The following is a 19,799-nucleotide window of genomic DNA, read 5'->3' on the forward strand; positions in this document are numbered from 1 at the left end:
CAAGTAAGTGTTCCTGAAGGGGGGACATCATGTACATCCACCGCATCACCCGCAAGACAGTCTTCGCCGCTCTCGCCATCATGGCGGTCCCGGCAGCAGCGATCGCCGCACCGGCCGTCGTCGGCTCCTCGTCCGCCCCCCGCACCGCTTCGACCGCCATTGTCGCGAGCACCACTTCCTGCCCGCGCGGCTGGGGATCGTTGCCCGAGGCAAACAGCCGGATGGTCCAGTCACCGATCACGAACGTCCGCACCGGAAGGCATGCGTGCTTCGACCGGCTGGTCGTCGATCTCCGCGGCCGCGCACCCGGGTACAACGTCCGCTACGTCAGCAACGTCTACACCGACGGCGCCGGCTTCCTCGTCCCGCTGCGCGGCGGCGCGAAGCTGCAGATCATCGTCAAGGCTCCGGCGTACGACGCCTACAAGTCGACGTACACCCCGTCGAACCAGCGTGAACTGACCAACGTCTCCGGCTACAGCACCTTCCGCCAGGTCGCGTACGCCGGCAGCTTCGAAGGACAGACCACGATCGGCCTCGGCGTCCGCGCCCGGCTGCCGTTCCGCGTCTTCACCCTGGCCGGCCCGGGCTCGAACTCCCGGCTCGTGATCGACGTCGCGCACCACTGGTGAGATGTCAAGTCGAATGTCTAGTTTCCAAGTAGTGATACTGGACTTTGAGGTTCGCTGTCGCCTGACACCATCCAGGCGTGACGACCTTGACCAAACCTCTTGCCCTGGCGGCCGCTCCCGCCTTGCTTCTCTCCACGGTGCTGGCCGGACCGGCGGCCGGCACCACCACCCAACAGACAGCGGATGTCGCACTCGAGTGGTACGACATCACCGCTGACACCATCACCGCCGCCGGTGCGCCCACACAGGTGACCAACAACCGCACGTGGGCCATCGGCTGGCTCGCCGCGAGCCGGGCGCTCCTCCGCGCGCCCGGCTCGACGCCGTACAAGGAAGCTGCTCTCGCCGGTGCGGTCCACGAGACCCTGGTGACACTCGTCCCGGCTCGCAAGACTTCGCTGGACCAGTCGCTGGCTACTACCCTCGCGCGCATCCCTGACGGTGCAGCTGAGACAGCCGGTATTGCCGCAGGACGCCAGCAGGCAAAGGAAGTACTGGCGTCTCGCGCCGACGACGGGCTGGACCCGGCCTCGATCAACGCGCCCTTCACTCCGCCGTCGACGAATCCTGGGGTCTGGCAGCCCACGCCACCCACTTACAGCCCGGCAACACAGTACGGGAACCGCGTGGCCAAGCCGTTCTTGCTGCGTAGTGCGGATCAGTTCCGCCCCGGTCCGCCGCCTGCGCTCGGCTCACCGAAGTACAACCGCGACCTGGCCGAGGTCCGTGCCGACGGTGCTCTCAACAGCACCACCCGCACACAAGCCCAGACCGATACGGCCACGTTCTGGCTCGGGTCGTCGTACGTGCTCTACACAGAACCGTTGCGGGTAGCACTGGCCGAGGCCGCTCAGCGGCCGCTGGTCGAGCGAGCCAAGCTGGTCGCGCTGTTCCACGTGGCCTCTGTGGACACGCAGATCGCGACCTCCGACACGAAGTACGCCTACCAGCGCTGGCGTCCGGTCACGGCACTGCGTGCGACCACAGACCCCGACTGGACTCCCTTGCACACAACTCCGGCGCACCCGGACTACCCGAGCGGGCACAACACGTACTCCGGTGCTGCAGAGCAGGTGCTGACCACTCTGGTCGGTGCACGCACTGCCAAGCCCTACACGATCGCCAGCCCATCCGCACCGGGTGTCACCCGCACCTACCACGACTGGCGTCAGCTCACCCTCGAGAACGTCGACGCCCGCGTCTGGTCTGGCATCCACACCCGTACGGCGGACACGGTTGGAGTGACCCTCGGAAAGCAGGTCGCGGCCAACGCCCTGCAGAACGCCTACAAGCTCCTCCAGTGACCCACGCTCCGGCGGGCGGTAGGCGGACCGCCCGCCGGAGCGTGCTCGTTACGGCAGTACTCGGCTGAGGAGGTCGAAGAAGGTGTTGGCGAGGACTAGTTCGTAGGGGTCTTTGAGGAGTGCGGCCAGCTCGGCCACGTCCGACGGAGTCCATGACCAGGCGCCGATCCCGCCCGCGATGAAGAGCGGGCTCGCGCCGTCCCAGTTCGCGATCCGCGCATCCAGAGCGGTCTTGTATTCGGCGGCCTTACCGGGTGCGCCCCAGATCCCGATGATGGGCAGTCCGCCGCGCCGTACCAGCAGCGGGTCGCCGTCCCACGACTGGATGATCCCCTTCACCGGCGTGTAGTCGGCGTACCCCTTGGCGATCTCCTCCGGGAACGGCACCCACTGGTTGTTCTGGCGATTGTTGTACGCATAGACCTGGTCCATCCCAGTGCGGCGCATGAACCCGCCCGACATCTTCAGGTACTGCGTCAACTGGTCGGCGGGCCACGAACCGGGATAGGTGTAACCCCCACCGGACGGTCCACAGACCAGCAGGTCGTTGGCCGTCGCGGTCCGCTGGTAGTAGCTGAACAACCCGGGACCGGTCTCCGCGAGCAGGGGGCTGATGGTCCAGTTGGCCGGCGCTTCGCCGCGTTTCGGGTCGTCCCAGATGTCGCGCATCCGCCGCTGGCAGTACTGGATGTTGTCGCCTTCGCCGAAGGTCAGCGTCACGTACACCTTGTTTTTCGGCGTGGTGATTCTTTTGACCGGACGGACCTTGTCCGAGATCGGCGCGGTGAAGCCTGCGTGCACCGTGCCGTTCATGTAGAAGTCGGCCGCGATCACCGGCGAACCACCCTGCGACGCGAGGTCGACTCCGTCCCACTCACCGGAGACGTCGTTCGCGAACCAGCCCATGTACGGCGCTAGCGTCGGGTACTTGGCGTAGTGCTCGATCAGCAGTTCCCCGGTCTCGCCACCCGGCGGCAGCCAGCTCACCAGGGCCTTGGTCGCCACCACGTAGTCGCGGAAGTACGGGAACGGCTCGATCCGGGTCGGCGCGATGTCGGTGATGGAGACGACGTACTGGTTCCACATCTCGACGGTCACGACCAAGGACGTCGTACCGGCCGGTGGAGCGAAGCGGTAGATCCAGTAGTTGCCGCCGTCGGCGAATCGGTTGCCTTCGCCACCGATCGACGAGTGCGAGCCGTCGAACAGGTACGGCGCTTCCTCCGGTGTGTTCGGCAGGAAACGGGCGATCTCAGTGCCGTTCGCCTTGACCGACACCTGCAGCACCGACGCACCCCAGCCGTCATCGGTGAACGAGTCGCCGAACCGGACGTACACTGCCTCCCCGCCGAGCTCGGCGGAGACGTCGAGGTCGTAGGTGCCGCGGTTTGAGGAGTCGCGGATCTGCCTTGTTTCGCGCGCGATCTCCTGCCAGACGACGTTCTCGACGTTGACCACCATGGTCGGCGGGAGGCCGGCGAGCAGTTTGTGCGTGCACCGCGAGTACAGGTTGTCCAACTGCCAGCGGTAGGTCTTCACCCGATCGCCGTCGAAGACCCCGCGCAGGTCCTTCACGATCTTCAGGCCGTGCGCCTTGGCCTGATCGGCATCCGCGACGACCGCGTTCTCCAGCCCGGCCAGCGTGGTCGCGATGTTGATCGAGTCCGGTACGGCGGGATCGTGGACGATCGCACCCCGGATGCGGCTCCGGTACTTCGCGACCAGGTCGAGCGGGTTCGCGTACAACTTGGTGGGCAGGTGCATGTCGGCCAGCCACTTGGCGTCCGGCGTGCTCTGGGTGCCGGTGTCGTAGAGGAAGTACAGCTCTGGCTCGGTGCGGTTGACAATGCCCTGCAACGTTGTCAGCAACGTCTGATCTCCGCCGCTGAGTTTGCTGACATCGCCGTAGTCCAGGTGCTTCGGGCGACCGAAGGCCGGCAGCAGCCGGGCGGGGCTGCCGGACGTCGATGAAGTAGCAGCCTGCACGCTCGCGGTGAGGCCGGGGAACACCCCGAACCCACCCGCCGCAACGACGCCGCTGCCCGCCAGGAACGCTCGTCTCGAAACCATCGTGACCACTCCCCTGTCGTTGACATCGATGTCAAATCAGCGGGGAGATTAGCAACCCGGAGAGAGCGTGTACATAGTTCGTTACAACGTTGACCAAGGTATTTTGGAATCGTTTCCGAGCAACCCAGTCAAACCCACGCGTGCTACGCAGCCCCAACCGGGGTCGGCAGCTCAGACGGGCGTGCATGCTAGGGAATGACCCCAGGTCCTCCACGCGGTAGTGCGGTATTCGTGTGGCAGGTCGTAGGGGATATACGGCGGCTTGGAGATCAACTGCCGCTGCCGTAGGGGCGGGTGAGGATTTCTAGCCAGTGGCCGTCGGGGCCTTCCCAGTAGAGGCCGCGGCCGCCGTCGCCGTGGTTGATTTCTTGCGGTTGGCGCTTGAAGGGGTCGGCCCACCACTGGCGGCCGTCGTCCCGCAGGCGACCGAGGATGAGGTCGAACTCCTCCTCACTCACCAGGAACGCGTAGTGCTGGCCGTGGATCTCGCCCTCTGTGTCCATGAAGTCCAGGCTCGCCCCGTTGTCCAGCTTCAACTCGGCGAACGGGCCGTATGCTCCCGCTTCCGGCAGACCGAGCACTTCGCCGACATCGCGAGCGGCAGCCCATCGATCCTTCACGTGCACGATGGTGTGATTCAGCTCGATACTCATAGGTCCCCCCGGGCTACCGGTCCTCAGTTGGCGCGTGGACACCACTGTGCACTCCAAACCCGTACCCGTGAAGACCAGGCCCTGCATGCAGCAGAATCGTCGTGTGAAGAAACCCGAGGCCGAGCCCGTGGTCGCGCGCAATCGCAAGGCGGCCCACGACTACCATCTGGGCGAGTCCTGGGAGGCGGGGATCGTGTTGCAGGGTCCGGAGGTGAAGGCGCTCCGTGCCGGGCGGGCGTCCCTGGTCGGCGGCTTCGCCCAAGTCGAGGATCGGGAGATCTGGCTGCACGGCGTGCACATCCCGCAGTACTCCCAGGCCCGCTGGTTCAATGACGGCTCACGCCGTAAGCGGAAGCTGCTGCTGCATCGTGCCCAGATCGACAAGATCGACCGCAAGGTCAACGAGAGCGGCCTGACGATCGTCCCAGTGACCCTGTATTTCAAGGACGGTCGCGCGAAGGTGGAGATCGCCCTCGCCCGCGGCAAGAAGACCTGGGACAAGCGGCACACGCTCGCCGAGCGCGAGGCAACCCGCGAGGCCGAACGCGCACTCAGCCGCCGGCGCAGGGGTCGCCCGGACTGATCGACCGGCCCGTCGCTACAGGCTGAAGGCGATTGAGCGGAGGATCAGCGCAGCGAGGAACACCGCCGTAAACGCCAAGTCAAGCGACAGGCCGCCGGCGCGCACCGGCCGCAACACCCGCCGTACCGGCGCAATCACCGGCTCCGTCCAGGCATGAGTCAGCTGGCGGGCCCGGCTCGCCCACTGGGGTCCGCTTGCCAACACCCCCGACCAGTCCAGCACCATCCGTGCGAGCAACAGCAAGATGAACGCCGACAGCGCGTACCCGACCAGGGCTCCGATGAGGCTCATGATCAACTCCTCCTCGACGGCCACACTGACCGCCTTGCCAGTATCAACGTGGCCGGTCACCCAGGAATGTCCGCGTCGCCGTCTTCTTAGCCGAATATCAGGTCAGCCCGGTAGCGGTCCAAAGATGCGACGATTTCTCCTGGGGCCGTGTCGATCCGCGGGCCAGCCGTTCGACCAGGGGGTGCGAGGGCCGAGAGGCGGTCCCGCCGGACGAGGAGAACGCGAATGCCGAAGTACATGCTGATCATGCGGGGCACCGACGAGTCGAACGCGGCCATGATGGCCAACATCGACGAGATGATGGCCACGACCCGGCAGTTCATCGAGGACCTGTTCAAGGCCGGCGTGTACGTCGCGGCCGAGGGGCTGGACGATCCGGGCCAGGGCGTCGTGGTCGACTTCAGCGGCGAGACCCCGGTGGTCACCGACGGGCCGTACGGCGAGACCAAGGAACTGTTCGGGGGCTACTTCCTGCTCGATGTCGCCTCGAAGCAGGAGGCGGTCGAGTGGGCCAAGCGGGTCCCGGCGGCCCGCGGGTCCAAGATCGAGATCCGGCGTGTGCCCGGGGAGGACGAGGTCCCGCAGGAGAACGGGAAGTTCGTGAAGGAAGGGGCCTTGGGCGACAGCGACGGCCGGATCTGATGGGTACGGCGGACGTCGAGGCCGTCTGGCGGATCGAATCGGCGCGGATCATCGCCGCACTGACCCGGTTCACCGGCGATTTCGGGCTGGCCGAGGACGCGGCCCAGGAGGCGGTGGCCGAGGCGCTGGTGTCGTGGCCGCGCACCTCTCCGGCCGATCCGGCCGGCTGGCTGATGACCACGGCCCGGCGGCGGGCGATCGACGCGATCCGCCGCCGGGCCGCACTGCGGGACCGATATGCCTTGCTGGCCGCCGACCCTGCGCTGGCCCCGGCGCGCGACTCGGCGGTGGACGAGGAAGTCGACCCCGACCGGATCGACGACGACGTACTGGCGCTCATGTTCGTCAGCTGCCACCCGGTGCTCTCCGCCGAAGCCCGGGTGGCGCTGACCCTGCGCGTGGTCGGCGGCCTGACCACCGAACAGATCGCCCGCGCGTTCCTGGTACCCGTGCCGACCGTGCAGGCCCGTATCACCCGGGCGAAGAAGACGATCGCGGCGGCCGGGGTGCCGTTCGAGCTGCCGCCGTCCGATGAGCGCCGGGAACGGCTGGGCGGCGTGCTCAGCGTCCTCTACGTGATCTTCACCGAGGGGTCGACGGCCACGTCGGGCGATCGGTTGCTGCGCCCCGACCTCGCGTACGAGGCGATCCGGCTGGCCCGCAAGCTGGCCGCACTGCAGCCGAAGGAGCCGGAAGTGCACGGCCTGCTCGCGCTGTGCGAACTGACAGCCGCGCGCTTCCCGGCCCGGACGGGCCAGGACGGTTCGCCGATCCTGCTCGAGGACCAGGACCGGCGCCGGTGGGACTACTCGGCGATCCGCCGTGGGCTGGCCGAGCTGGCCAAAGCATCGCCTCGCGGCCTCGGTCCCTACGGCCTGCAGGCCGCGATCGCCGCAGCCCACGCGTCGGCGCCATCCGTCGAGGCGACCGACTGGGACCGCATCGTGCTGCTCTACGAGGCCCTCAACCGGGTCGCACCCTCTCCGGTAGTCGAGCTCAACCGAGCCGTCGCCATAGCCATGGCTTCGGGTCCGGCGCAAGCCCTGGCCATCGTCGACGAACTGATCGCCTCGAACCGGCTCCCCGGTTCACACTTGGTTCCGACCGTACGCGGCGAGCTACTGGCCCGCCTCGGACGACAACCAGAAGCCCGCGCCGAACTGGAACTGGCGGCCCGCCTCTGCGCCAACCAGCGCGAACGCTCAGTCCTGCTCCACAAGGCCGCCACGCTGGGCTGATTTCCAGCCGGCTCGCTGTCGGATTGGGGTCATCACCAGGCTTGGCGGAGGATTTCGGTGGTTTCGGCGAGGCTCAGGCCGGCTTGGTGGGCGGTGCGGGACAAGGCCACGGCGGCGCGGTGGGTGGCTGCGTCGTCTACCTGGCTGCGGGATGCCAGGACGAAGGTGCCGTTGCGGCCGCGGGTCTCCACGAGGCGGTCCGCTTCGAGCTCTTTGTATGCGCGGGCGACCGTGTTGACCGCCAGCCCCAGGTCCAGCGACAGTTGCCGCACCGTCGGCAGTCGCGTCCCGCGCGCCAGCTCGCCGGCCCGGATCAATGCTTCGATCTGCGCACGTACCTGCTCGTACGGCGGCGTGATCCCGACCGGATCCACCGAAATGTCCATCCGCTCACCATGCCAGACCAAGCGGCCGTAAGCGGCCAAGCGATCAGGCGAAGTCTGCAGCGGAGTACGGCTTCTGCTCGACCAGGACCAGCCAGTTGCCGGAGTTGTCGCGGAGCACCGCCTCAACGCCGTACGGGCGATCGGACGGCTCCTGGATGTACTCGACGCCCTTGGCTACCAGCTCGGCGAAGGTCTTGTGGCAGTCGTCGGTGTTGATGCCGAAGCCGTGCCACATCCCCTTCGCGAGGCTCCGGCGTACGGCGTCCGCGGTCTCCTCGTCCAGCGGCGGACCGGGCAGCATCAGCGCGAGCTCGAGCTCGGGGTGGTCGGCCTGGTGCACGGTGCACCAGCGGAAGTCCTCGCTCAAGGTGATGTCGTCCTTCAGCACGAACCCGAGCTTCTCGGTGTAGAACGCCTTCGCTTCGTCGATGTCGTTCACATAGACGGTGACCAGACTGACGTTGGTGATCATCGTTCCTCCAAGTCGTTGGTACGACGGTAAGGCGCAGCCGGCCCGGGTTGCTTCTCCGGAATTGCGGAGTTCAGCCCCAGCATGAACACGAAACACCCCGGGATCCGCGCACCGGCCTGGGTCCGCTGGTAAGCCGACGGACTCATCCCAACCAGTTCGGTGAACCGCTGCGAGAACGACCCGAGGCTGGTGTACCCGACCAGCCCACACACCTCGGTCACGGTCAGGTTCGTCGCCCGCAGCAAATCTGTGGCGCGCTCGATCCGGCGCCGGGTGACGTATTGCATCGGCGTCTCGCCGTACTCGGCCGCGAAACACCGCAGGAAGTGGTATTTCGACACCCCCGCCGCGGCCGCCAGCCCGGCCAGATCCAGCGGCTCCGCGTAGTTGCGATCGGCAACATCCCGCGCACGCCGCAGATGCACCAGCAGTTCCACCGGTACGACGATCCGCACCCTGCGAGCCTAGACCGTTGACCGACGGCAGGGGGCAGCGCGACAGTGACGACAGGAGGGGAGGTCGACCGTGCAGCGGGAAGCGGCGAGCGAGTACCTGCGGGGCGCCCTCTGGGCACTGCCGACAGTGGCGGTCGTCATCGCGCTGGCGGCGGGCTCCGGCCTCTCGTACGTCGAGGTCGATCCGGGGTCGTGGGCGGACAGCTTCCTGTTCCAGGGCACCGCGGACGACGCCCGGACCCTGCTGATCGCGATTGCCAGCACGATGGCCACCGTCATCGCCCTGGTGCTCGGTCTCACCGTCGTCGCGCTCCAGCTCGCGTCGACCCAGTTCTCGCCCCGCCTGCTGCGGGCCTTCCTCCGCGATCGCGTGAATCAGGTCGTGCTGAGCATCTTCGTGGCGACCTTCGTCTACAGCACAGCCGGCCTCTACACAGTCGGTGTCGAAGCCGGCCAGCGCGTCGACGAGTATCCGCGGCTCGCGGTGACGGTCGCTCTGGTGCTCCTGTTCCTGAGCCTGCTCGTGCTGGTGTTCTTCATCCACCACCTGACGCACTCGATCCAGATCGACGAGGTGATGCGCACGGTCGAGCGCCGTACCCTGCGGGTCATCGCACGCGACCTGCCCACGACGGGCCTGAGCAACGAGCCCCGTCCGCTGCCACCCGGGTGGGTTGTCGATGTGGCGGCTCACCGGTCGGGATACCTGCAGACCATCCATCCCGTAGCACTGGTGGAGGCCGCGGCCTACTCCGGCGCCACCGCGCTCGTTACCCGCATGGTCGGTGAACACGTGATCGTGGGTTCTCCCCTCGTCCAGGTGTGGCAGGAGCCGGTCGGGCCGCCGCCGGACCTGGACCGGCTCACCGCCGCCGCCCGCGACGCCATCCGGATCGGCTTCGAACGGACTGCCGAGCAGGACGTCGCGTTCGGCGTCCGGCAGCTCGCAGACATCGCAGTCAAGGCGCTGTCGCCGGCCATCAACGACCCCTACACCGCGATCCAGGCCATCGAGCACCTGTCGGTCATCCTCGCCTCGCTCGCCGGCCGGCCGCTCGGCGACCAGTTCCTCCGGGACGAGGCCGGCGTCCTGCGCGTCGTCGTACCAGGCCGGAACTTCGAGTACTACCTCGATCTGGCGTGCGGCCAGGTACGGCGATATGGACGGTCCGAGCCTCGAGTGGTCCGGGCCCTGTTGCGGATCCTGCACAGCACCGGGCAGTTCTGCACCGACGACGACGGCCGGCGACTTGTCATCGATCAGGTGAAACTGCTGCTCGCAGACTCCCAGCGCGCCATCGTCCAGCCCGCCGACTTCGTCGTCGTCCGCGAGCACGGCGACCGCGTCCTCAGCGACTTGGTCGGTCAGACCTCGCCGCGGAGGAAGGATTCGACGACCGCGATGTAGCGGGCCGGCTCCTCGACGTTCGGCAGGTGGCTGGACTCGGGGAAGATCTCCCAGCGCGCGCCCGGGATCCGGTCCGCGTACGGCGACACCGCCACCGGCTGCGCTTCGTCGTACGCGCCGGAGATCACCAGCGTCGGTACGGCGATCTGCGGGGCCGGTCGACGATGCTCCAGTCCTTCATGCTGCCGATCACGTGGAACTCGCTGGGCCCGTTCATCGTGTGGTAGACGGTGGGGTTCTCCTCGATGGAGGCGAACGCGGCCGCGACCTCGGGCGGGTTCGGGACCACCCGGCAGACGTGGCGGTCGTAGAACACCTTCATCGCCGCCGCGTACTCCGGCGAGTCGGTGGTCTCGGCCTCCTCGTGCTTGCGCAGCGTCTCCTCGACCTCCGCCGGCAGCTCGGCACGCAACGCCGCAGCGGCCTCCAGCCACAACGGCATCGACGCCGGCGAGTTGGAGATGACCAGCCGCTTCAGCCCGGCAGAACGCCGTACGGCGTGCTCCGACGCGAGCATCCCGCCCCACGACTGGCCGAGCAGGTGATAGCTGTCGGCGATGCCGAGGTGGTCGAGCAGGTTGTCCAGCTCGTCCAGGAAGAGGTCGACATTCCAGTATGACGGATCGGCGTCGGGCAGGTGAGTCGAGTTGCCGCAGCCGAGCTGGTCGTAGTGGATGACGGGCCGCGCCGGCCCGTCCGGGTCGGCAAACGCGGTCAGCGACAGCAGATAGAGATGCGTCGCCCCCGGACCACCATGCGCGACCACCAGTGGCGTCACCCCGGACTCGAGATCCCCGGTGATCCGATACCAGGTCTCGCCGTCCGAGAACCGCACTCGTCCTTCAGTCCTCGGCGGCAAGATCTCGTAATTCATAGCTCAGCTCTTGGCTTCGGGCTTGGCGTCGACGCCGGCTTCCTTGCGCTGTGCTGGGGTGATCGGGGCCGGGGCCGCGGTCAGCGGGTCGAAGCCGCCGCCGGACTTGGGGAAGGCGATCACGTCGCGGATCGACTCCGTGCCGGCCAGCAGTGCGGTGATCCGGTCCCAGCCGAACGCGATCCCGCCGTGCGGCGGCGCGCCGAACTTGAACGCGTCCAGCAGGAAGCCGAACTTCTCCGAAGCCTCCTCGTCCGACAGGCCCATCACCTTGAACACGCGCTTCTGCACATCCTCGCGGTGGATACGGATCGACCCGCCGCCGATCTCGTTGCCGTTGCAGACGATGTCGTAGGCGTACGCCAGCGCCGACCCCGGCTCGGTGTCGAACGTGTCCAGCGAGTCCGGCTTCGGCGACGTGAAGGCATGGTGTACGGCGGTCCAGGCGCCCGAACCGACCGCGACCTCGCCAGCGGCGGTCGCCTCGTCGGCCGGCTCGAACAGCGGCGCGTCCACGACCCACACGAACGACCAGGCCGACTCGTCGATCAGCCCGCCGCGACGCCCGATCTCGAGCCGCGCCGCGCCCAGCAGCGCCCGCGACGGCTTCACCGGACCGGCGGCGAAGAAGACGCAGTCGCCCGGCTTCGCGCCGACGTGGTCGGCGATGCCCGCGCGCTCCTCGTCGGACAGGTTCTTCGCGACCGGTCCGCCGAGCTCACCGTCCTGGCCGACCAGCACGTAGGCAAGGCCCTTGGCGCCGCGCTGCTTCGCCCAGTCCTGCCACGCGTCCAGCTGCTTGCGCGGCTGGTCCGCACCACCCGGCATCACGACGGCACCGACGTACGGCGCTTGGAAGACCCGGAACGGCGTGTTCTTGAAGTACTCCGTGCACTCGACCAGCTCGAGGCCCATCCGCAGGTCCGGCTTGTCGCTGCCGAACCGCGCCATCGCCTCGGCGTACGTCATCCGCGGGATCGGCGTCTGGACGTCGTACCCGACGAGCTTCCAGAGCGCGGCCAGGATCTCCTCGGAGAGCGCGATGATGTCGTCCTGGTCGACGAAGCTCATCTCGATGTCGAGCTGGGTGAACTCCGGCTGCCGGTCGGCGCGGAAGTCCTCGTCCCGGTAGCAGCGGGCGATCTGGTAGTACCGCTCCATTCCGGCCACCATCAGCAGCTGCTTGAACAGCTGCGGCGACTGCGGCAGCGCGTACCACGAGCCCGGCTGCAGACGCGCCGGCACCAGGAAGTCACGCGCGCCTTCCGGCGTGGACTTGGTCAGCGTCGGCGTCTCGATCTCGACGAAGTCGTGCTTCGCGAGTACGTCGCGAGCCGCCTTGTTCACTTCGCTCCGCAGCCGCAGCGCCGTACCCGGGCCCTGCCTGCGCAGATCGAGGTACCGGTACTTCAGCCGGACCTCCTCGTTCACCGGGGTCGCGTGGTGCTCCTCGACCGGGAACGGCAGCGGGTCCGCCGAGTTCAGTACGTCGACCTCGGTCGCGATGACCTCGATCTCGCCGGTCGGCAGGTTCGGGTTCGCGTTGCCCTCCGGCCGCGCGCTCACCTCGCCGGTGATCTTCAGGCAGAACTCGGCCCGCAGCGGGTGCGCGACCTCCTCGTCCCGGATCACGACCTGGACGGTGCCGCTGGAGTCGCGCAGGTCGATGAACGCCACGCCGCCGTGATCACGCCGCCGCGCCACCCAGCCGGCCAGGGTGACGGTCTGCCCGGTGTGCTCGGCGCGCAACGAGCCTGCGGAATGGGTACGGATCACTGGTTCTCCTGAGTGGTGTCGATACGGGGACGAAGGTCTTCGGCGGGCGGAGTCCAGGTGGCGGGATCGGCGGCCACCTGCTCGCCGCTGCGGATGTCCTTCACCTCGGAGCCGCTCTCGGTGCTGAACCAGACGAACGGGATGCCACGTCGATCGGCGAAGCGGATCTGCTTCCCGAACTTCGCCGCCGCCGGCGCCACCTCCACCGGAATCCCCCGGCTCCGCAGCTGTACGGCGGTCCGCATGGCCTCGGCCCGATCCTCTTCGGCATTCAGCGCGATGAGTACGGCGGTCGGCGTACTGCGAGAGCCCTTCAGCAGACCCGTCGAGAGCAGCCGCGTCACGAGCCGGGACACGCCGATCGAGATGCCAACACCCGGGTACGTCGTCTTGCCGTCGGACGCGAGCGAGTCGTAGCGACCGCCGGAGCAGATCGATCCGTAGCCCTCGTCACCGATCAGCTGCGTCTCGTAGACGGTGCCGGTGTAGTAGTCCAGACCGCGCGCGATCTTCAGGTCGGCCACCAGCAGACCCGGTGCGTGTTCGTTCGCCGCCGTCATGATCTGGGTCAGGCGCTCAAGACCCTCGTCGAGGACTTCGTGCTGTACGCCGAGCGCGCGTACCTGCTCGGCGAACGATGCGTCGATCGACGAGATCTCGGCCAGCCGCAGCACCTGCTTGGCGGTCTCGGCCGACAGACCGGGACCGCTCGTCAGCTGCTCGGTGACCTTGTCCGGGCCGATCTTGTCCAGCTTGTCGACGATCCGCAGTACGCCGGTGATGTCCTCGATGCCGAGCCCGCGGTAGAAGCCGTCGGGGATCTGCCGGGTGTTCACCTGGATCCGGAACGGGGGGATCGGCAGCTTGCTGAACGCGTCCGCGATCACCAGCGGCAGCTCGACCTCGTAGTGGAACGGCAGCTCACCGCTGTCGACGATGTCGATGTCGGCCTGGGTGAACTCGCGGTAGCGGCCCTCCTGCGGGCGCTCGCCGCGCCAGACCTTCTGGATCTGGTAGCGCCGGAACGGGAAGACCAGCTTGCCGCTGTGCTCCAGCACGTAGCGGGCGAACGGCACGGTCAGGTCGAAGTGCAGGCCGAGCGCGGCGTCGTCGCCGGAGTCCGCGGCCAGCCGCCGTACGCCGTAGATCTCCTTGTCGGCGTCCTCGCCCTGGTTGGACAGCCGCTCGACCGGCTCGACCGCGCGCGTCTCGATCGACGCGAAGCCGTGCAGCTCGAACGTCTCCCGGATCACGTCGAGGAACTTCTGCTCAACGATCCGGTCCGACGGAAGAAATTCGGGGAACCCACTCAGCGGGGTCACCTTGCTCATAAGTTCTGTATCTCCAGGTCCTGCAAGTAGGGGTTGGTCGCCTTCTCCCGGCCGATCGTGGTCTGGCCACCATGACCCGGCAGGACGACGATCTCGTCGCGCATCGGCAGGATCTTGGTGGCCAACGTATGCAGCATCGCCGGATGGTCGCCCCCAGGCAGATCCGTCCGGCCGATCGACCCGGCGAACAACACGTCACCGGAGAACAGGACTGCGGGCACATCTTCCGGCCCGTCGTACGGCGTGGTGAACGTGACCGATCCCCGGGTGTGCCCAGGGGTGTGGTCGACGGTGAAGTTGAGCCCGGCCAGCTCCAGGCTCAGGCCGTCCTTGAGCTCGGCGACGTCGTCGGGCTCGGCGAAGTCGTGCTTGCCGCCGAGCAGCATCCGCGCCGTCTCCGGGCTGATCCCGGCCATCGGGTCGCTCAGCAGGTGCCGGTCGTCCGGGTGGATCCAGGCGGTGGCGTCGTACGTCCCGCAGACCGGGAGTACGGAAAACATGTGGTCGAGGTGACCGTGCGTGAGCAGCACCGCGACCGGCTTCAGCTTGTTCTCCCGGACCACCTGCTCGACGCCTTCGGCGGCGTCCTGGCCGGGGTCGACGACGATGCACTCCGCGCCCTGGCCGGTGGCGACGACGTAGCAGTTCGTACCCCACGATCCCGCGGGGAACCCGGCGATGAGCACGACTGACCTTCCTGGAACGGTTCCGGACCACCCAAGGCTACCGGTGTCAATGCCCGTAGTTCGAACCGGATTGTGACGCAACCCCGTTGCGTACCGGCGGGGAGTTTGTGATTGTTCAGAGATAAGCGTCGAGATAGCGGCTCGACGCGCCCGGGCGGACCCTGTTGACGCGGTTGGACCAGGGACTGACCAGAATGGGCACGAGCGCAGTACATACCGCCGGAAGGGGCGAGTTGTGGCCGGAGAGAGCTGGGGCCGGGTAGCTGAGGACGGAACGGTCTTCGTACGGACCAAGGACGGTGAACGGGCAGTCGGCCAGTGGCCGGACGCGAACCCCGAGGAGGCTCTCGCCTTCTACACCCGCCGGTACGACGCGCTGGCGTTCGAGGTGGACCTGCTGGAGAAGCGGGTCCAGGCCGGCACCGTATCCCCCGACGACGCGCGGGCCGCGGTCAAGAAGGTGACGAGCTCGATCGACGAGGCGCAAGCGGTCGGCGACCTCGACGGCCTGCGGGCCCGGCTGGAGGCGCTCACCCCGCTGGTCGCGCAGCAGAAGGAGAAGCGCAAGGCCGAGCGGGCCGCGAAGGTCGAGGAGGCACGTTCCGCCAAGACCAAGATCGCGACCGAGGCCGAGACGATCGCCGCCGGCACCGACTGGCGCCACGGCGTCACACGGCTGCGCGAACTCCTCGACGAGTGGAAAGCCCTCCCGCGGCTGGACAAGTCCAGTGACGACGAGCTGTGGCATCGCTTCTCTTCCGCGCGTACGACGTACACCCGGCATCGCAAGCAGCACTTCGCCGAGCTGTCCTCGAAGCGTGAGGAAGCCGCCGTGGTGAAGGAGCGGCTGGCGGCCGAGGCCGAGAGCCTCGCTTCGTCGAACGACTGGGGTCCGACGTCCGGCCGCTTCCGGGACCTCATGCGCCAGTGGAAGGCCGCCGGGCCCGCGCCGCGCGAGGTGGACGACAAGCTGTGGGCACGCTTCCGGGCCGCGCAGGACACGTTCTTCGGGGCGCGCGACGCCGTACAGGCCGAGGAGAACGCCGAGCAGGTGGAGAACCTGCAGGCCAAGGAAGCCCTGCTGGTGGAGATCGAGGCGATCCTCCCGGTCGAGGACGCCAAGGTGGCGCGGGACCAGCTCCGCGAACTGCTCGACCGCTGGGACCAGATCGGCAAGGTCCCGCGCGACTCCATGCGCGCGATCGACTCCCGCCTGCGCGCCGTCGAACAGGCGGTCAAGGCGGCCGAGGACGAGGTCTGGAACCGCTCCAACCCCGAGGCCCGCGCCCGCGCCGAAGCCACGGTCAAGCAGCTCCAGTCCCTCATCGCCGACCTGGAGAAGCAGGCCGCCAAGGCCGAGTCACAGGGCAACACCCGGAAGGCAAACGAGGCCCGTGAAGCCATCGCCGCCCGCCGCGAATGGCTGACCCAAGCCCAAAACGCCCTCGCCGACTTCAGCTGACCCCCACCGCAATCCCCCTGCGACGATTCGTCAGGAGTACACGCGTCTGTGGATAACCGCCGACGTGTGCGGCGGGGTTCGCCGATCCTGCTGGGATGTCTTGTTGCAATCCCCTGATGTTCTTCGACGGCAATCCGTTCACCCGGTCGGACGCGGCCGCCGCCGGCTGGTCGGTCAACAAGATCACCGCCCTTCTTCGCGACGGCTACATTCGGCGGCTGGTGCGCGGCGTCTACGTCGACGCGCTGGCCGCCGACAGCATCGAGCTACGCGCTGCCGCCATCGCTCGGGTCGCTCCACCGGGCGCCGTCATCTGCCGACGGACCGCCGCATGGCTCTACGGCATCGACACCCTCGCTTTGCACGAGCACCGCGACCTGCCGAGCGTCGAGTGTGTGCGACCGCCACGACGGCGCGCCACCCGATTGCCACTTTCAGCCGGCCACAGCCAAACGCTTCTCCACGGTGATGTGGTCGAGCTCGGAGATCTTTCGGTGACAAGCCCGCTGGCAACAGCGGTCCATCTCGGCCGCCATCTGGATCGCCCCTTCGCACTGTCAGCAATCGATTCCATGCTGCATGCCGGCTTGATCGGTCATGACAAACTCCGGGCGGCAGTCGAGCGCTACAAGCGGCATCCTGGCATCGCGCAGGCGCCTGAGCTCGTCGACCTGGCCGAACCGTTGACCGAATCGCCAGGAGAATCGTGGTTGCGACTACGCGTCATCGACGCCGGATTTCCCCGACCCGAAGTTCAGGTTGCCGTGTCGACCAGGCAACGCGAACGGCGAATCGACGTAGCCTTCCGTGGGGCTTGCCCGGATGGGCGTCGGCTCGGCCTTGAATACGACAGTGACCGATGGCACTCAGATGACCGAGCCGACACCCGCGACAGCGCCCGACGAGACGAGCTCGAGGAGGTCGGTTGGCTGATTCTTCCGGTCCGCCGGGGCGATGTCCTGGGCCGCAACCCCGCTTTGGAGCTGGCCATCGGCGAAGCGCTGGGTATTCAGCCGCGCCTTCCCCGCCGTTGGTGAATCCGACCCCTCGTCCACAGACGCATGTACTTCTGACGAACCGCCGGGGAAGAGGAGGGCGGCGGCAAAAGGCAGCGATTCGTCAGAAGTACACGGCATTGTGGACGGCTGCACACCGCCCACATATCCACAGGCGCATGTACTTGTGACGAATCGTCGGGGAGAAGCTGGGGTTACTGGGTCACGCGGTAGACGTCGAAGACGCCTTCGACCGAGCGGACGGCCTTGAGGACGTGGCCCAGATGCGTCGGATCGCCCATTTCAAAGGTGAAGCGGGACTTGGCGATCCGGTCGCGGGTGGTGGTCAGGGCGGCCGACAGGATGTTGACGTGGTAGTCGGACAGAACCCGGGTGATGTCCGACAGCAGCCGCGCCCGATCCAGCGCCTCAACCTGAATCGCGACCAGGAAGACGGACTGAGCAGTGGGCGCCCACTCGACCTCGACGATGCGTTCGGGCTGGGTCTGCAGGTCCTCGACGTTGGCGCAATCGGCGCGGTGAACCGAGACGCCGGCACCACGCGTGATCCAGCCGATGATCTCGTCGCCTGGGACCGGCGTGCAGCACCTGGCCAGCTTCGACAGGATGTCCGTCGCGCCCTTGACGATGACACCCGCATCGCCGCGAGCCGTCCGCTTGCGGTCGCGCTTCTGCGGCAGCCGCAGCCCCTCGGCGAGGTCCTCGGCCGCGCCCTCCTCACCGCCGTACGTCTCGATGAGTCGCCGTACGACGGCCTGCGCGCTGACGTGACTTTCGCCGACCGCGGCGTACAGGCCGGTGACATCCGGGTAGCGCAGTGAGTTCGCGACCGCGGTGAGGGTCTCGTGGGAGAGCAGGCGCTGCAGCGGCAGGCCTTCCTTGCGGAGCTGCTTGGCGATCGCGTCCTTGCCGTGCTCGATCGCCTCGTCGCGGCGTTCCTTGGAGAACCAGTGCTTGATCTTGTTCCGCGCGCGCGGGCTCTTGACGAACGTCAGCCAGTCGCGGGACGGACCCGCACCGGCCGCCTTCGAGGTGAAGACCTCGACGACGTCACCGTTCTCGAGCGTGCTCTCCAGCGGGACGAGCCGGCCGTTCACCCGGGCGCCGATACAGCGGTGCCCGACCTCGGTGTGGATCGCGTAGGCGAAGTCGACCGGCGACGACCCGGCGGGCAGCGACATCACGTCGCCGCGCGGGGTGAAGACGTAGACCTCGGAGTTGTTGATCTCGAACCGCAGCGAGTCGAGGAACTCCGACGGGTCGGAGGTCTCCCGCTGCCAGTCGACCAGCTGCCGCACCCACGGCATCTCGTTCGGGCCGCCGATCTCGGTGGTCGGCGGACCAGCCGCCTCGGGCGCCGCGGTGCTCGGGTCTTCCTTGTACTTCCAGTGCGCGGCGATGCCGTACTCCGCGCGGCGGTGCATCGCGAAGGACCGGATCTGCAGCTCCACCGGCTTGCCCTGCGGGCCGATCACGGTGGTGTGCAGCGACTGGTACATGTTGAACTTCGGCATCGCGATGTAGTCCTTGAACCGGCCGGGCACCGGATTCCACCGCGCGTGCAGGATGCCGAGGGCGGCGTAACAGTCCCGGACCGACTCCACCAGCACCCGGATGCCGACCAGGTCGTAGATGTCGGAGAACTCGCGGCCGCGGACGATCATCTTCTGGTAGATCGAGTAGTAGTGCTTCGGCCGGCCGGTGACGGTCGCCTTCACCTTGGCGGCGCGCAGGTCCTCGTGCACCTGGTCGATGACGGAGGCCAGGTAGTCGTCGCGGGACGGCGCGCGCTCGGCGACCAGCCGGACGATCTCGTCGTACACCTTCGGGTGCAGGGTCGAGAAGGACAGGTCCTCGAGCTCCCACTTGATCGTGTTCATACCGAGCCGGTGCGCCAGCGGGGCGTAGATCTCCAGCGTCTCGCGGGCGATCCGCTCCTGCTTCTCCTGCCGCAGGAACCCGAGCGTGCGCATGTTGTGCAGCCGGTCGGCGAGCTTGATCACCAGCACCCGGATGTCCTTGGCCATCGCGACCACCATCTTGCGGATGGTCTCGGCCTGCGCGGATTCGCCGTACTTGACCTTGTCCAGCTTGGTCACACCGTCGACCAGCATGGCGATCTCTTCGGTGAATTCCTTGGTCAGCTGCTCGATCGTGTAGTCGGTGTCCTCGACCGTGTCGTGCAGCAGCGCCGCACACAGGGTCGGCGCGGTCATACCGAGCTCGGCCAGGATCGTCGCGACCGCGAGCGGGTGGGTGATGTACGCGTCACCGCTCTTGCGGAGCTGGCCGGTGTGGTACCTCTCCGCGGTCCGGTAGGCGCGCTCGATCATGCCGAGGTCGGCCTTGGGGTGGGTCGCCCGTACGACGCGGAACAGCGGCTCGAGCATCGGCGCACGGTTCGGATGCCTGGTCCCGCCGAGCCGGGCGAGGCGGGCGCGGACCCGGGCCGGTGCGAGCCGGGGCGGTTGAGCGGCAGGCGGCTGGGCGGCAGGCGGCGGTGACGAGGCCGCCGGGCGC

The 19,799-nt window shown here is 67.7% G+C and carries 20 protein-coding genes; 8 read left to right on the plus strand and 12 right to left on the minus strand.

What is annotated here, in order from left to right; all coding sequences use genetic code 11:
- Window positions 1-29: 29 nt before the first annotated feature.
- Together EV646_RS32835 and EV646_RS32840 are read left to right on the plus strand one after the other, a co-directional pair.
- Entirely contained in the window at window positions 30-632 is a 603-nt protein-coding gene (locus tag EV646_RS32835; RefSeq protein WP_199237338.1) for an AMIN-like domain-containing (lipo)protein, read from the plus strand.
- Window positions 633-709: 77 nt separating this feature from the next.
- Window positions 710-1,936: a vanadium-dependent haloperoxidase gene (locus tag EV646_RS32840; RefSeq protein WP_132155600.1), complete on the plus strand. Its 1,227-nt coding sequence runs from the start codon at window positions 710-712 to the stop codon at window positions 1,934-1,936.
- Between the two features lie 48 nt (window positions 1,937-1,984).
- On the opposite strand, the gene EV646_RS32845 is transcribed toward EV646_RS32840, so the two are convergent.
- Together EV646_RS32845 and EV646_RS32850 are read right to left on the minus strand one after the other, a co-directional pair.
- Entirely contained in the window at window positions 1,985-4,006 is a 2,022-nt protein-coding gene (locus EV646_RS32845; protein WP_132155602.1) for a GxGYxYP domain-containing protein, read from the minus strand.
- Window positions 4,007-4,275: 269 nt separating this feature from the next.
- Window positions 4,276-4,659, minus strand: a complete 384-nt coding sequence (locus EV646_RS32850) for a VOC family protein (protein ID WP_132155604.1) — start codon at window positions 4,657-4,659, stop codon at window positions 4,276-4,278.
- Between the two features lie 103 nt (window positions 4,660-4,762).
- Between EV646_RS32850 and smpB the strand changes: the two genes are divergently transcribed.
- On the plus strand, window positions 4,763-5,242 hold the full coding sequence (gene smpB, locus EV646_RS32855) for an SsrA-binding protein SmpB (RefSeq protein ID WP_241996481.1): 480 nt from the start codon (window positions 4,763-4,765) through the stop codon (window positions 5,240-5,242).
- Between the two features lie 15 nt (window positions 5,243-5,257).
- On the opposite strand, the gene EV646_RS32860 is transcribed toward smpB, so the two are convergent.
- Window positions 5,258-5,533 carry a YggT family protein gene (locus EV646_RS32860; protein WP_132155606.1) on the minus strand — a complete coding sequence of 92 codons (276 nt, stop codon included), beginning with the start codon at window positions 5,531-5,533 and terminating at the stop codon, window positions 5,258-5,260.
- Window positions 5,534-5,758: 225 nt separating this feature from the next.
- Here EV646_RS32860 and EV646_RS32865 point away from each other — a divergent pair, with 225 nt between their 5' ends.
- Both EV646_RS32865 and EV646_RS32870 read left to right on the plus strand, forming a co-directional pair.
- On the plus strand, window positions 5,759-6,175 hold the full coding sequence (locus tag EV646_RS32865) for a YciI family protein (protein WP_132155608.1): 417 nt from the start codon (window positions 5,759-5,761) through the stop codon (window positions 6,173-6,175).
- Window positions 6,175-7,413, plus strand: a complete 1,239-nt coding sequence (locus EV646_RS32870; RefSeq protein ID WP_132155610.1) for an RNA polymerase sigma factor — start codon at window positions 6,175-6,177, stop codon at window positions 7,411-7,413. Before EV646_RS32865 ends, EV646_RS32870 begins: the two co-directional genes overlap by 1 nt.
- Window positions 7,414-7,445: 32 nt before the next feature.
- Here EV646_RS32870 and EV646_RS32875 read toward each other — a convergent pair whose 3' ends face one another.
- From EV646_RS32875 to EV646_RS32885, 3 genes are read right to left on the minus strand one after another with little or no spacing between them, the layout of a single operon-like run.
- The gene (locus tag EV646_RS32875; protein ID WP_132155612.1) at window positions 7,446-7,799 is read right to left on the minus strand and encodes a GntR family transcriptional regulator; all 354 of its coding nucleotides are present in this window, start codon (window positions 7,797-7,799) and stop codon (window positions 7,446-7,448) included.
- A 43-nt stretch (window positions 7,800-7,842) separates the two neighbouring features.
- Window positions 7,843-8,271, minus strand: a complete 429-nt coding sequence (locus tag EV646_RS32880; RefSeq protein ID WP_132155614.1) for a VOC family protein — start codon at window positions 8,269-8,271, stop codon at window positions 7,843-7,845.
- Window positions 8,268-8,726, minus strand: coding sequence for a helix-turn-helix transcriptional regulator (locus tag EV646_RS32885; protein ID WP_132155616.1), 459 nt, complete (start codon window positions 8,724-8,726; stop codon window positions 8,268-8,270). Before EV646_RS32885 ends, EV646_RS32880 begins: the two co-directional genes overlap by 4 nt.
- 70 nt (window positions 8,727-8,796) lie before the next feature.
- On the opposite strand from EV646_RS32885, the gene EV646_RS32890 reads away from it, so the two are divergent.
- A complete protein-coding gene (locus tag EV646_RS32890; RefSeq protein ID WP_132155618.1) occupies window positions 8,797-10,134 on the plus strand; it encodes a DUF2254 domain-containing protein in 1,338 nt (445 codons plus the stop codon).
- On the opposite strand, the gene EV646_RS40420 is transcribed toward EV646_RS32890, so the two are convergent.
- From EV646_RS40420 to EV646_RS32910, 5 genes are read right to left on the minus strand one after another with little or no spacing between them, the layout of a single operon-like run.
- A complete protein-coding gene (locus tag EV646_RS40420; RefSeq protein WP_241996482.1) occupies window positions 10,092-10,262 on the minus strand; it encodes an alpha/beta fold hydrolase in 171 nt (56 codons plus the stop codon). The genes EV646_RS32890 and EV646_RS40420 overlap by 43 nt on opposite strands.
- Window positions 10,259-11,008, minus strand: a complete 750-nt coding sequence (locus EV646_RS32895; protein WP_241996483.1) for a proline iminopeptidase-family hydrolase — start codon at window positions 11,006-11,008, stop codon at window positions 10,259-10,261. The genes EV646_RS40420 and EV646_RS32895 overlap by 4 nt, the downstream gene beginning before the upstream one ends.
- 3 nt (window positions 11,009-11,011) lie before the next feature.
- Window positions 11,012-12,784, minus strand: coding sequence for an aspartate--tRNA ligase (aspS, locus tag EV646_RS32900; protein WP_132155620.1), 1,773 nt, complete (start codon window positions 12,782-12,784; stop codon window positions 11,012-11,014).
- Window positions 12,781-14,115, minus strand: a complete 1,335-nt coding sequence (gene hisS / locus EV646_RS32905; protein ID WP_132155622.1) for a histidine--tRNA ligase — start codon at window positions 14,113-14,115, stop codon at window positions 12,781-12,783. Before hisS ends, aspS begins: the two co-directional genes overlap by 4 nt.
- A complete protein-coding gene (locus tag EV646_RS32910; RefSeq protein ID WP_132155624.1) occupies window positions 14,112-14,801 on the minus strand; it encodes an MBL fold metallo-hydrolase in 690 nt (229 codons plus the stop codon). The genes hisS and EV646_RS32910 overlap by 4 nt, the downstream gene beginning before the upstream one ends.
- A 235-nt stretch (window positions 14,802-15,036) precedes the next feature.
- On the opposite strand from EV646_RS32910, the gene EV646_RS32915 reads away from it, so the two are divergent.
- Both EV646_RS32915 and EV646_RS32920 read left to right on the plus strand, forming a co-directional pair.
- On the plus strand, window positions 15,037-16,263 hold the full coding sequence (locus tag EV646_RS32915) for a DUF349 domain-containing protein (protein WP_132155625.1): 1,227 nt from the start codon (window positions 15,037-15,039) through the stop codon (window positions 16,261-16,263).
- Between the two features lie 116 nt (window positions 16,264-16,379).
- Window positions 16,380-17,300: a type IV toxin-antitoxin system AbiEi family antitoxin domain-containing protein gene (locus tag EV646_RS32920; protein WP_241996484.1), complete on the plus strand. Its 921-nt coding sequence runs from the start codon at window positions 16,380-16,382 to the stop codon at window positions 17,298-17,300.
- 173 nt (window positions 17,301-17,473) lie between these two features.
- On the opposite strand, the gene EV646_RS32925 is transcribed toward EV646_RS32920, so the two are convergent.
- Window positions 17,474-19,669, minus strand: a complete 2,196-nt coding sequence (locus EV646_RS32925) for a RelA/SpoT family protein (RefSeq protein WP_199237348.1) — start codon at window positions 19,667-19,669, stop codon at window positions 17,474-17,476.
- Window positions 19,670-19,799: the final 130 nt, after the last annotated feature.

Source organism: Kribbella antiqua, from assembly GCF_004345665.1.
GTDB lineage: Bacteria > Actinomycetota > Actinomycetes > Propionibacteriales > Kribbellaceae > Kribbella > Kribbella antiqua.

Excerpts from the sequence above, each read along its gene's own strand:
- EV646_RS32835 (WP_199237338.1), top strand. The coding sequence starts at position 30 with ATGTACATCCACCGCATCACCCGCAAGACAGTCTTCGCCGCTCTCGCC.
- EV646_RS32860 (WP_132155606.1), bottom strand. The coding sequence starts at position 5,533 with ATGAGCCTCATCGGAGCCCTGGTCGGGTACGCGCTGTCGGCGTTCATC.
- EV646_RS32880 (WP_132155614.1), bottom strand. The coding sequence starts at position 8,271 with ATGATCACCAACGTCAGTCTGGTCACCGTCTATGTGAACGACATCGAC.
- EV646_RS32920 (WP_241996484.1), top strand. The coding sequence starts at position 16,380 with ATGTTCTTCGACGGCAATCCGTTCACCCGGTCGGACGCGGCCGCCGCC.
- EV646_RS32875 (WP_132155612.1), bottom strand. The coding sequence starts at position 7,799 with ATGGACATTTCGGTGGATCCGGTCGGGATCACGCCGCCGTACGAGCAG.
- EV646_RS32845 (WP_132155602.1), bottom strand. The coding sequence starts at position 4,006 with ATGGTTTCGAGACGAGCGTTCCTGGCGGGCAGCGGCGTCGTTGCGGCG.
- EV646_RS32895 (WP_241996483.1), bottom strand. The coding sequence starts at position 11,008 with ATGAATTACGAGATCTTGCCGCCGAGGACTGAAGGACGAGTGCGGTTC.
- hisS (WP_132155622.1), bottom strand. The coding sequence starts at position 14,115 with ATGAGCAAGGTGACCCCGCTGAGTGGGTTCCCCGAATTTCTTCCGTCG.
- EV646_RS32865 (WP_132155608.1), top strand. The coding sequence starts at position 5,759 with ATGCCGAAGTACATGCTGATCATGCGGGGCACCGACGAGTCGAACGCG.
- EV646_RS32870 (WP_132155610.1), top strand. The coding sequence starts at position 6,175 with ATGGGTACGGCGGACGTCGAGGCCGTCTGGCGGATCGAATCGGCGCGG.
- EV646_RS32850 (WP_132155604.1), bottom strand. The coding sequence starts at position 4,659 with ATGAGTATCGAGCTGAATCACACCATCGTGCACGTGAAGGATCGATGG.
- EV646_RS32925 (WP_199237348.1), bottom strand. The coding sequence starts at position 19,669 with ATGCTCGAGCCGCTGTTCCGCGTCGTACGGGCGACCCACCCCAAGGCC.